The organism is Corynebacterium antarcticum (genome assembly GCF_016595285.2).
GTDB lineage: Bacteria > Actinomycetota > Actinomycetes > Mycobacteriales > Mycobacteriaceae > Corynebacterium > Corynebacterium antarcticum.
This window is the reverse complement of record NZ_JAENIP020000003.1, coordinates 359,147-370,239: the sequence shown is the minus strand read 5'-3', so window position 1 is coordinate 370,239 and position 11,093 is coordinate 359,147. Positions and strand designations below refer to the sequence as shown.

The following is an 11,093-nucleotide window of genomic DNA, read 5'->3' as shown; positions in this document are numbered from 1 at the left end:
GTGTGAACCGGTGCCCGCCACATCCGGACCGGGAACAGTTTCCGGGCCTTCCGGCGGCACTCTCCCGCGGGGCCGACCGGCCCCGTACCACGGAAGAACGACGACAACCCGCGAAAGGTCACCTGCTGACGATGTCCTACCTCCTCCGCGTGCTCCTGCCCGACGTCCCGGGAAGCCTCGGCCAAGTGGCGGAGGCGCTCGGCCTGGTGGAGGGCAACATCCAGTCCGTCGACGTCGTGTCGACGTTCCCGGACGGCACCGCGATGGACGACATCGTCGTCTCCCTTCCCCCGACGCTGCTCCCGGATTCCCTGATCAGCGCCGCCGAGCAGGTCGACGGCGTCCAGGTCGACTCGATCCGTCCGTTCTCCGGGACGGTAGACCGGCGCGGCCAGATCGAGATGCTCGCACTGGTGGCCAGGCACCGTCGGAACATCAACCGGGCGATGACCGAGCTGGTCACCGTGCTCCCGCGGACGATGACCTCCGGGTGGGGTGTCGTCGTCGACACGGAACCGAGGCTCAACCGGATCGCAGCGTCGCAGGCCGCTCCGGAGGATGACGGCTCCAACCCGCAGGCGACGATCGGGACGGCCCGTGTCCTCGACCCGGACCGGGACACCTGGATCCCGGATTCCTGGGCCCTGCTGGACTCGGCGCTCGCCGCCACGCCGATCCGCGGGACGAGTCTGGCACTCGTCGTCGGCCGTCCCGGCGGGCCCGACTTCCTCGCCAGCGAGGTCGAGCACCTGGGCCACCTCGGCGACATCATCGGTTCTATCCTGAAGTAGCGGCCACGGTCGCGGGCACTCAGTCCCCGGCCGCCACCGCCTGCGCCCCTCCCGCCAGGAGCAGGTCGAAGCCTGCCTCGTCGAGGATCGTCAGGCCGAGCTCCCGCGCCTTCGTCTCCTTGGATCCGGCGTTCTCCCCGACGACCACGAAGTCGGTCTTCCTCGACACCGACCCGGAGGCCTTCCCTCCCCGGGAGATGATGGCCTCCTTCGCGCTGTCGCGCGTGTAATTCCCGAGCGCCCCTGTGACGACCACAGTCAGGCCCTGAAGGGTCTGCTCAGGGAGCTCATCGACCGGGTCCTCCATGGTGACCCCGGCCTCCGCCCATGCGTCGACGATCGCGCGGTGCCAGTCCACCCCGAACCAGTCGAGGAAGCTCCGGGCGATGATCTCCCCCACGCCCTCGGTCTCGGCGAGCTCGGTGACATCCGCTGAACGCATCGCCTCCAGGGACCGGAACCTGGACGCGAGCGCCCGCGCGGCGGTGGGGCCGACGTGCCTGATGGACAGGGCGACGAGCACGCGCCACAGCTCGACCCGTTCCGCGGCCTCCCTCAGGTTCTTCAGCAGCTTGTGGCCCTGGGCGTTCACCTTCCCGGCCTTCGTGGTGTAGACCGATGACCGCTCCAGTGCGTCCTCGGTGAGCGCGAAGAGCCCGGACTCGTCGGTGAGGATCCCGCTCCGGATGAGATCGATGGCCCCCTTCTCCCCGAGCGCCTCGATGTCGAAGGCCCCACGGCCGGCGAGGTAGGTCAGGCGTGCGGAGAGCTGGCCGGGACAGCTGCGGGCGTTGGGACAACGCCAGTCGGCGTCCTCGGCGCGGGTCGGGGCGAGCCGGGTCCCGCACTCGGGGCAGAGCGTGGGGAACACGAAGGTACGTTCCGTCCCGTCGCGTTTCTCGACGACCGGCCCGAGAACCTCCGGGATGACCTCCCCGGCCTTCCGGATGACCACGGTGTCCCCGATCAGCACCCCCTTGCGGCGCACCTCCGTCTGGTTGTGCAGGGTCGCCATGGAGACGGTGGATCCGGCGACGAGGACCGGTTCCATCACGGCGAAGGGCGTGACCCTGCCGGTGCGGCCGACGCCGACCTGGATGTCCACCAGGCGGGTCGTGACCTCCTCGGGCGGATACTTGTAGGCGATGGCCCACCGGGGGGCCCGCGATGTCGAGCCGAGGGCGCGCTGGGCTGCGAGATCGTCGACCTTGATCACCACCCCGTCCATCTCGTGGGTCGCGTCGTGCCGGTGCTCGGCCCAGTACCGGACCCGCTCGTGGACCTCGTCGACGGAGTCGACGGCCCTCGTGTACGGCGAGACCGGCAGCCCCCAGTCCGCGAGCGCGAGGTAGGCGTCATACTGCGACCGCGGGGCGAATCCCTCGACCGCACCGATTCCGTGGCAGATCATCCGCAGGCGACGTTTGCGCACGTCCGCGGTGTTCTTCTGACGCAGGGAGCCGGCTGCCGCGTTCCGGGGGTTGGCGAAGGGTCTGCCGCCGTCGGCGATCCGGCGGGCGTTGACCTCGGCGAAATCCTCGATCGCGATGAATACCTCACCCCGGACCTCGAGCAGGTCGGGCACCGGGTGGTCGGGGGTCGCGGTCAGCTCGTGGGGGATGTCGTCGATCACCCGGGCGTTGGCGGTGATGTCCTCGCCGATCCGCCCGTCGCCGCGGGTGGCGGCACGCTCGAGGCGCCCGTCCCGGTAGACCAGGTCGATCGACAGGCCGTCGATCTTGAGCTCGGTGAGGTACCTGGCGGCGGGGGTGCGGGCCAGCCACTCGTCCAGTTCCCCGGTGTCGAAGACGTTGTCGAGGCTAAGCATCCGCTCCGGGTGCTCGACATTGGCGAAGCTGGAGGTCCCGTCGACCGGTGCTCCGACCTCCATCGTGGGGCTGTCCGGGACCGCGAGTTCCGGGTGCTCGGCCTCGAGCTGCTGGAGCTCGCGGAAGAGGGCGTCGAAGTCCGCGTCCGGGATCGACGGCTGGTCGTTGTAGTAGAGATCCCTGTGGTGGCGGACCTTTTCCGCGAGTTCGGTCCACCGCCTGCGGAGCCCGGTGTCGTCACCGTCCCCGATCGCGTCGGTTCGGTCTCCGGGGGTGTTGTCGCTTCGATTCACGGCTGCCAGTCTAACGACCCCTCCGACGGGCCCCGTCGCCCCGTCGGACACGGCCCGGTGACGTGTTGTCTAGGGTTGTGGCATGACGAACTTCGACCCCTCAGCGATGCTCTCCTTCGACCTGGAGACCACGTCAGCGAACCCCATCGAGGCCCGTATCGTCACCTCGGCGATGGTGCGCATCGAGGGCGGGAACGTCGACCCCGTCGAACTGCTGGCGGATCCCGGGGTGGAGATTCCCGCGCAGGCCTCCGAGATCCACGGAATCACCACCGAGTACGCCCGCGAGCACGGGCGCCCGCACGACGAGGTCCTCGCGGAGACCGTCGAACGCATCCGCAGGGGCTGGTCGGAGGGACTGACGCTGATCGTGTTCAACGCCGCCTACGATCTGACGGTGCTGCGGAAACTCACCGGGGACTTCACCGTCACCGGACCGGTGTTCGACCCCTACGTGATCGACCGGGCGAAGGATCCCTACCGGAAGGGCCGCCGGACACTGGGGTCCCTGTGCGAGCACTACAAGGTCCGCCTGGACAACGCCCACGAGGCCACCTCCGATGCGGTCGCCGCCGCCCGCGTGGCATGGGTCCAGGCCCGCAAGTGGCCGGAACTGGTGTCCATGGACACCGACGAGCTCATGGAGAACCAGGCCGTCTGGCACCACAACTCGCAGACCAGCCTGAAGCGCTACTTCGAGGGACGCGGTCGGGATGCCTCGGACATCAGCACCTCGTGGCCGATGCGGGGCTGATCAGTGCCGGATCCCGATACAGGGGTTCCACGGACGCCGGGGACGAGGACTCCTCCACCTGCCGGGCGGTGATGCGACTCCGCCCGACACGCGCATGCGCGCAGCAGCCGTCTCCGGGTCTTCAGAGGCCGCGCGGGGAGCGGACCGGCCCCGGCCGGCACGGCGGCCGGGGCGGTCACCACGTGCAGCGGAAAGTGCCCGACCGTGGGTCCGGGCGCCGGAGGATGCGGTGCCCGGGTGGGAGGTCCGTTCCCTCACCTCGACGGGGATGATCGCCCGGAAACGGGGAGAAGCCGGGGAGAACACCCCCATAAATCACCCCCGATCCGGTAAAACCGGGGAGCCCGGGTGAGATCTTCCGAGACATCATTAAGGCCGCAAAACCATCGTGCCTGCCGATTCTCCCTCCAACCAGGGGAAACAAGGCCCCCGCCGGGTCAGGGTGAGCCCGTGCCCTAGGAATTGACGGGTTGGAACCGTGCTGACGCAATGCGACGATCAGTGCTTGACGGCATCAATGTCCGAGTACGCACGCACGTCGACCACCTTGGTGAAAACAACAGAGGGATCAACCATGACCCAGATCTTGGATTCAACCCGGGACACCGCGCGACCGACACCCCACCTGACCCGGAGGGAGGTCGAGGTCGCCCGAACCTGGTTCCGGTCCCGTTCGAAGGCCGTCGCGGCCAGGCACCTCACCATCCGCGAGGACACCGTGCGCAGCCACATAACCAACGTGAGGAACAAGTACCAAGCGCTGGGGCGGGACGCCGGGACCAAGTCCGCCATGAAGGCGAGGATGCTCGAGGACGGCTTTTTGGAGGAGAGCGACTAGAGGTCGCCGGCATCCCGGGTGAGCATTCCCGCCACGGTCCGGGATGCGGTCAGCGCACGGACCGCGACATCCGCGGGCACGGCGGACAGGCCCGCCCGGGGATGAACGTCAACCATCGAGGTGAGCTGATTCCGGTGCAGCCCGAGTTCGTCCCAGAGACGGGCGATCCGCACCGCAACCTCCCGTGAGTGCCCGTTCAGATCCCCGGAGGCCGGGAAGCCGGTGAGACCGACGGGAATGGCGCCCAATCCCACCCTGACGCCCTCCGAGACAGCGGTACCGAGACCGTCGAGATGCGTTGCGTCCTTGACGTGCCGTGGATCAAGGAGAACGGTGTCCGCACCGCTGACACCGGCGACCTCCCAGAGCGGCGGTGCCGCGGTGAGGTTGAGCAGTACCTCGGACACCCCGGCGTCCCGCAGTTCTCCGCTGAACGCACGCAGCCGTTCAGCTGCGTCCGGGCCGGGCACCGCGCGGATCGTGTCGTAATCGGATGTTCCCCGCAGAGTTCCCCGACACACGTCCGCGAGCAGGGGTTCGTCCACCTGGACCACCACTGCGGAGCCGAATCGACGGTGGACGTCCGCCACGTGCTCGAGCGTGCCGTGGATCAGGGCGCCGGTGAGGTCCCTGAGGGCTCCCCGGTCGGTGATGGCCCGGTGGCCGTCGGGGAGTTCGATCGCGGCGGCGAGCGTCCAGGGCCCGGTCACCTGGATCTTCAGTGCCGAAACCCCGGATCCCCAGACGTCGCCGCAGGTGTCGAGATCGGCCTCGACGAGGTCCCTGGAACGCCGGGTGAGCAGCTGCGGCCTGGCGCACAGACGCCAGGCCCTGGGCCCCGGCTCGACGTACAGTCCCGCCAGGAGGGCCGCGGTGCGTCCGACCGGATCGGATCCCACCCCGCGAGCGGGTAGCTCGGGGAAGGCCGGGAGATCCCCGGTCTCCCCCAGCACTATCTCGGCGGCCGCCGCCGGGTCCGTACCGGGCATCGGGCCGAGACCGAAACCCCGGCTCCGGGAGATGTCCGCGGTCATCCGGCGGACTCCGTCCCGCTGATCGTGCCGGAGCCGATGACGATGTCCCCGCCCGGGTCCGGGAGGTAGAGCACGGCGGCCTGTCCTCGGGCGACACCGGAGAGCGGGTCGCGGAGCGCGAGTTCCATCGCGTCGCCGTCCGTGTCGACCCGCGCCCGGCACGGGACCACCCCGCCGTGGGCGCGCACCTGCACCTCGCAGTCGAACTCACCGGTCATGCCGGGATGGAGGACCTTGAGCCGGTCCGCGTGGATCACCGACACCGCGAGTTTCTCCCGCGGCCCGACGGTGACCGTCCCGGTGGCGGCGTCGATGTCGGTGACGTACCTGGGTCGGCCGTCGGCGGCCGGTTCCCCGAGTCGCAGGCCCTTGCGCTGGCCGATGGTGAACGCGTGGACGCCGTCGTGGTCACGGAGCTCGCGTCCCGTCTCGTCGACGACCATGCCGGGGCGCAGGCCGATGTGGCGTCCGAGGAACGCCTGGGTGTCACCGTCGGGGATGAAGCAGATGTCGTAGGAATCGGGTTTCTTAGCCACGGCGAAACCCATCGCCGCGGCTTCGGCACGGATCTCGGGCTTGACGGTGTCGCCCACCGGGAACATGCAGCGGCTGATCTCGCCGGCACCGAGTACACCGAGAACGTAGGACTGATCCTTGTTCGGATCGACCGCACGCCGCAGGTAGCCGTCCCCACCGTCACACGGCTGGGTGAGCCGGGCGTAGTGGCCGGTCGCGACGGCGTCGAATCCGAGCGCCACGCCCCGCTCCAGGAGCGCGGTGAACTTGATCTTCTCGTTGCACCGGAGGCAGGGGTTCGGAGTCTCCCCGTGGGCGTAGGAGTCGATGAAGTCGTCGATGACCTCGGCGCGGAACCGCTCGGAGAAGTCCCAGACGTAGAAGGGGATGCCGAGTGCGTCACAGACACGACGGGCATCGGCGGAATCCTCCAGCGAGCAGCAACCGCGGGCGGACTCCCGGACGGTCTGCGGGTCCCGGGAGAGCGCGAGGTGGACTCCGGTGACGTCGTGCCCGGCTGCCTTCGCCCGGGCTGCGGCGACGGCGGAATCGACGCCGCCGCTCATCGCCGCAAGTACTCGCATCGTCACTGTCCTCCCGTTTCTCCCTGTTCCCGTTCACGGCCCGGTACCACGCTGACCGCGCGGTGAGCCGTGCCCCAGGGTAGCGGCCGATGGAGGGATCCTCCCAACCGCGTGAGACTCACCGCCCGCAGGACAGTTCCGGCTCTCCCAGGACCGTCGCGGCGAGCAGGGACATGCCCGCGGGGAGGGCGACCGTCCCGAGGTCCGCGGTGCACGTGGTGTCGTCGGGATCGAACGCCGTCACGGAGAACGGGCCGGTCGACGGATCACCGCCCCAGGCGACACCGAGCGCGCGACCGTCACCGTCACCGGTGACCGTCGCCCCGGCGATCCCGGTGAGCTCGGAACCGACACTGCGGAACCGGGGCTCCGGGGTGAAGGTGTAGCTTTCGACCAACCCATCGCCGCTGATGCGGTGGATCGAGCCGTCGGCCGCGGTGCCCTCGGAGGTGTCTATGCCCCGGACCTCGGACGCGGGGCGGAAGGTGTCGACGGTGGTGCGGGTGGCTTCACCGCCGTCGACGGTCACGGCCGTACCGTCACCGGACACCCAACTCACCGTGTCGTCGCAGCCGGCACGGCCCCACACCGGGGCAGGTCCGGCGGGGAGCACCTCCGAACGGATGTCCTCCGGACCTGATGCCGTGATGCGGGAGACGGCCACATCCTTGCCGAGCTCCCCGCCATCGAAGCTCGGCGCCGGGGAGGCGGCCTCCAGCCAGGCGATGTGTCCGTCGGCGCACCTCGTCAATCCGACCGGAACCGAGTCCGAGGTTGTGGTGAAGGTCTTACCGTCCGTGGTGACTGTGACGATGAGGTGCCGGTCCGGGTACTGGCCGTCACCTACCGCATAGGCGAAGGTGGCGCCGTGACCGTCCTCCGAGCTGACGGAGTCCGTGACGAATCCGGTGGCGTCGCCCCCGGCATGGGTGATCTCCGCCAGGGCGGCATCGAAGACGGTCACGCCGGAGGATTCGGCGACGGCGACGGCGCCGTCGGCGAGTCGGACGATCGCGGGGCGGATCGATCCGGGGCCGGACGTCAGGGTGGTGACGGTCCCATCAGAGGGCGAGACCGAACCCACCTCGGTCGCGTCATCGTTGCCGGTCACGACGATCAACCGGTCATCGCGGCCGGTGGTCGACTCGCCCGTCGTCATCTCCATCGGGCTCCCCGAGGGTTCTGCCACGGTGGTGTCAGCGGGGACAGAGGAACACGCAGCGACGAGAGACATCGGTAGCGCCAGTGCCACGAGGGACAGGAACAGGGGATGCTGGCCGGTTTGAGCTGACATGTTCGATCTCCGTTCGTCGGGTGCGCGGAACGGGCCCATGCTACCGGCCCGGGATCTGGCCGTCACCGATGTCGGATACCGGCCCGGTCGATCACGGGGCCGCACCGATCGACCGGTCGTAAACCTCAGGCCATCCCCGCGAGCCTCGCCCGGGCCACCACGTCGGCGATGACCTCGAGCACCCGATCGACGTCGGCTTCGGTGTTCGTGGGACCGAGTGTGAAACGCACGGCCCCGCGGGCGTCATGCTCACTGACCCCCATCGCCAGCAGCACATCACTGGCCCTGTTCACACCGGCGGAACAGGCGGACCCCGTGGAACAGGCGATCCCCGCGCTGTCCAGCAGCATGATCAGGCTGTCGCCCTCCGCACCGGGGAAGGACAGGTGCAGGTGCCCCGGGAGCCGGTCGACGTCCGCGCCGTGGACCAGGACGTCGTTGACGCGGTCCAGGATCCCGGCCTGCAGCCGGTCTCGCAGTTCGGCGATCCGGGCGGCGGCCCCACTCAATTCGGAGACCGCCTCGGTGAGGGCCGCGGCAGTCGCGACGGCACCCGCCACGTCGGCGGTGCCGGGTCGGATGCCGCGTTCCTGTCCCCCACCGAACAGAACAGGTGCCGGAGCGGGTGAGCGTCTGGCGATGAGCAGTCCCACCCCGCGTGGCCCGCCGAACTTGTGCGCCCCGGCGGCGAGCGTGGTCGCGCCGAGTGCGGCGAAGTCCACGGGCAGGTGTCCGACGACCTGGGTCGCGTCCACGTGCACCGGTGTCCCGGCGGCGGCGCGGGCGCAGATCTCTGCCACGGGCTGGATCGCGCCGGTCTCGTTGTTGGCCCACATGCACGTGGCCAGTGACGCCCGTGTGTCCAGCCGGGAGTCCGGGACGACCACGCCACCGGGCCCCACGGGAAGCAGGTCGAGACCGGCGCCTTCCCCGGCCAGTGCCTTGACCGTCTCCGCGACGGCCGGGTGTTCGATCGGGGTGGAGATGATCCTTCCCCGACCCGCGGCACGCCAGAGCCCCTGGACGGCGATGTTGCAGCTCTCGGTGCCTGAACCGGTGAAGATGACCTCTATCGGCTCACAGCCGAGGGCGTGGGCGATCCGTTCCCGGGCTTCCTCGAGGGCCGCCCGGGCGAGACGCCCGGACGCGTACTGACCGCCGGGGTTGAGCAGTCGCGCGGTATCAGCCCACGCAGCCACGGCGCACGGGCGGATCGGGGCGGTAGCGGCGTGGTCGAGGTAGTGCAGCGATTCCGGCACGGAACTATCCCTGCCTGCGGCGCTTGATCTCCTCGGTGAGTGCCGGGGCGATGCTGAACAGGTCCCCCACGACGCCGAGATCGGCGATCTCGAACAGGGGCGCGTCCTCGTCGTTGTTGACGACGACGATGGTCTTGGAGGTCTGCATACCGGCCTTGTGCTGGATGGCGCCGGAGATGCCGAGACCGATGTAGAGGTCCGGAGAGACGGACACACCGGTCTGTCCGATCTGGTACTGGCCGCCGTACCAGTCATGGTCGATGGCGTCACGGGTGGCACCGACGGCTCCGCCGAACGCGTCGGCGAGTGGTTCGACGATGTCGGTGAACCCCTCGGCGGACCCGACACCGCGGCCACCGGCCACGACGATCTTCGCCTGTGCGAGGGCGGGTCGCTCGCCGCGTTCGGCGGGGGTGAATCCGGTGACACGGACGTCCTTCTCCCCTGCGCCGGGCAGTTCGAGGGTGACGAGTTCCCCGGCACCGGGACGGGGATCCGCGTCGACGGCTCCGGCGCGCACGGCGTAGATGGGACACTCGCCGCCGACGGCGGCGGTGACGGAGATCGTGTCACCGAAGATGGACTGCTGTGCGGTGCGGTCGGCGTTGACCCCGACGACGTCACACAGGACGCCGGACCCCAGGCGTACGGCGAGACGGGCGGCGATCTCGTCACCGGCGGGTGACGAGGGGACGAGGACCGGGGCGGGGTTCGAGGACGCGAGGATGGACAGGGCGTCGACCGCGGGGAGGACGAGCCGCTCGCCGACGTCCGCACCCTCGGCGGCGACGATCTGGTCGGCACCCGCCGCGGCCAGGGCCTCGGCCAGCGGAGCCGCGGTTCCCGGGGCTCCGACGACGACGGCACTGACGGCCCCGAATGCGCGGGCGGCGGTGATCAGTTCTGCGGTGACTTCGTCGAGCGCGCCGTCGGTGTGCTCGACCAGTACGTATGCGTGGGACATTGCGGGTTCTACTCCTGGGGTTGCGTGGATCTGCGGGGCGGGACGTGCGACTAGATGAGGTTCCGGGACTCGAGGAAGTCGGCGATGGCGACGGCGGCCCGGCCGTTGTCGCGGATGATCTCACCCTGGCTGCGCTCGGGGCGTTCGGCGGCGGCCGTGACCGCGGTCGCGGCGTGGGCTCCCCCGACCTGTTCCGCGGTGGCGGCGGTGTCCGCCAGGGACAGGCGCGTGATCTGGGCCTTCTTCGCGGCCATGATGCCCTTGAAGTTGGGGAACCGGGGACGGTCGGCCTGGTCGGTGACCGAGATGATCGCCGGAAGGGTGGCGGCGAGCTCGAACTCACCCCGCGGGGTTTCCCGGACACCCGTGACGGTCCCCTCCGCGGCGTTGACGGTGGCGCTGCGCAGGTGGGTCAGCGCGGGGATGGTGCGGTACTCGGAGAGGATTCCAGCCATTCCCCCCATCAGTCCGTCCGAGGACCGGTTGCCGGTGACGATGAGCTTGAGGTCGTCCAGCCCCAGGGCGGACGTCGCCGCATCGATACCGCAGGTCAACGACCATGCCGTACCGGGCAGATCCGAACCGGCGATGCCCTCGTCGGACAGCAGGACGGCATCGTCGACGCCCATGGCGAGCGCCTTGCGCAGCGCCTCCTCCGCGCGGCCGGTTCCCGCGGTGAGCGCGACGACCCGCCATCCCGCGTCGGCGTCCGCCTCGCGGATCTTCAGCGCCTGCTCGACGGCGTACTCGTTGATCTCGTCGATGACCTCATCGACGTTGTCGCGGTCGAGGGTGAAGTCCTCGGACAGCTTCTTCTGCGACCAGGTGTCGGGGACGTGCTTGACCAGTACCACGATCGTGGGCATGCGGTGTGGGCCTTCCTTGTTTTCAGGTGTGACGGGTTTCGTGGTCGTCCGTGGGTCAACCCTCCGGTGGC

The 11,093-nt window shown here is 69.6% G+C and carries 10 protein-coding genes; 3 read left to right on the top strand and 7 right to left on the bottom strand.

Annotation, left to right across the window (positions count from 1 at the left end; genetic code table 11):
• Positions 1 to 131 precede the first annotated feature (131 nt).
• Positions 132 to 791, top strand: a complete 660-nt coding sequence (locus JIM95_RS08995) for an ACT domain-containing protein (protein ID WP_200258937.1) — start codon at positions 132 to 134, stop codon at positions 789 to 791.
• A gap of 19 nt (positions 792 to 810) precedes the next feature.
• Here the strand turns inward: JIM95_RS08995 and ligA are convergent, their stop codons facing one another.
• Positions 811 to 2,871, bottom strand: coding sequence for an NAD-dependent DNA ligase LigA (gene ligA, locus JIM95_RS08990; protein ID WP_200259429.1), 2,061 nt, complete (start codon positions 2,869 to 2,871; stop codon positions 811 to 813).
• Between the two features lie 124 nt (positions 2,872 to 2,995).
• Between ligA and JIM95_RS08985 the strand changes: the two genes are divergently transcribed.
• Together JIM95_RS08985 and JIM95_RS08980 are read left to right on the top strand one after the other, a co-directional pair.
• Positions 2,996 to 3,667: a 3'-5' exonuclease gene (locus JIM95_RS08985; protein WP_200258934.1), complete on the top strand. Its 672-nt coding sequence runs from the start codon at positions 2,996 to 2,998 to the stop codon at positions 3,665 to 3,667.
• Between the two features lie 574 nt (positions 3,668 to 4,241).
• Positions 4,242 to 4,505, top strand: coding sequence for a LuxR C-terminal-related transcriptional regulator (locus JIM95_RS08980; RefSeq protein ID WP_200258932.1), 264 nt, complete (start codon positions 4,242 to 4,244; stop codon positions 4,503 to 4,505).
• On the opposite strand, the gene JIM95_RS08975 is transcribed toward JIM95_RS08980, so the two are convergent.
• From JIM95_RS08975 to JIM95_RS08950, 6 genes are all read right to left on the bottom strand, one after another.
• Entirely contained in the window at positions 4,502 to 5,539 is a 1,038-nt protein-coding gene (locus JIM95_RS08975; RefSeq protein ID WP_200258930.1) for a uroporphyrinogen decarboxylase/cobalamine-independent methonine synthase family protein, read from the bottom strand. The genes JIM95_RS08980 and JIM95_RS08975 overlap by 4 nt on opposite strands.
• Entirely contained in the window at positions 5,536 to 6,639 is a 1,104-nt protein-coding gene (gene mnmA, locus JIM95_RS08970) for a tRNA 2-thiouridine(34) synthase MnmA (protein WP_200258928.1), read from the bottom strand. The genes JIM95_RS08975 and mnmA overlap by 4 nt, the downstream gene beginning before the upstream one ends.
• A gap of 118 nt (positions 6,640 to 6,757) precedes the next feature.
• The gene (locus tag JIM95_RS08965) at positions 6,758 to 7,933 is read right to left on the bottom strand and encodes a hypothetical protein (protein ID WP_200258925.1); all 1,176 of its coding nucleotides are present in this window, start codon (positions 7,931 to 7,933) and stop codon (positions 6,758 to 6,760) included.
• 125 nt (positions 7,934 to 8,058) lie between these two features.
• On the bottom strand, positions 8,059 to 9,192 hold the full coding sequence (locus JIM95_RS08960) for a cysteine desulfurase family protein (RefSeq protein WP_248113625.1): 1,134 nt from the start codon (positions 9,190 to 9,192) through the stop codon (positions 8,059 to 8,061).
• A gap of 4 nt (positions 9,193 to 9,196) precedes the next feature.
• On the bottom strand, positions 9,197 to 10,156 hold the full coding sequence (locus tag JIM95_RS08955) for an electron transfer flavoprotein subunit alpha/FixB family protein (RefSeq protein WP_200258922.1): 960 nt from the start codon (positions 10,154 to 10,156) through the stop codon (positions 9,197 to 9,199).
• Positions 10,157 to 10,206: 50 nt separating this feature from the next.
• Complete coding sequence (locus JIM95_RS08950) at positions 10,207 to 11,022, bottom strand: electron transfer flavoprotein subunit beta/FixA family protein (RefSeq protein WP_200258908.1); 816 nt, start codon at positions 11,020 to 11,022, stop codon at positions 10,207 to 10,209.
• Between the last annotated feature and the right edge of the window lie 71 nt (positions 11,023 to 11,093).

Coding starts and splice junctions, on each gene's coding strand:
- JIM95_RS08980 (WP_200258932.1), top strand. CDS start 4,242: ATGACCCAGATCTTGGATTCAACCCGGGACACCGCGCGACCGACACCC.
- JIM95_RS08995 (WP_200258937.1), top strand. CDS start 132: ATGTCCTACCTCCTCCGCGTGCTCCTGCCCGACGTCCCGGGAAGCCTC.
- JIM95_RS08965 (WP_200258925.1), bottom strand. CDS start 7,933: ATGTCAGCTCAAACCGGCCAGCATCCCCTGTTCCTGTCCCTCGTGGCA.
- JIM95_RS08985 (WP_200258934.1), top strand. CDS start 2,996: ATGACGAACTTCGACCCCTCAGCGATGCTCTCCTTCGACCTGGAGACC.
- JIM95_RS08955 (WP_200258922.1), bottom strand. CDS start 10,156: ATGTCCCACGCATACGTACTGGTCGAGCACACCGACGGCGCGCTCGAC.
- JIM95_RS08950 (WP_200258908.1), bottom strand. CDS start 11,022: ATGCCCACGATCGTGGTACTGGTCAAGCACGTCCCCGACACCTGGTCG.
- mnmA (WP_200258928.1), bottom strand. CDS start 6,639: ATGCGAGTACTTGCGGCGATGAGCGGCGGCGTCGATTCCGCCGTCGCC.
- JIM95_RS08975 (WP_200258930.1), bottom strand. CDS start 5,539: ATGACCGCGGACATCTCCCGGAGCCGGGGTTTCGGTCTCGGCCCGATG.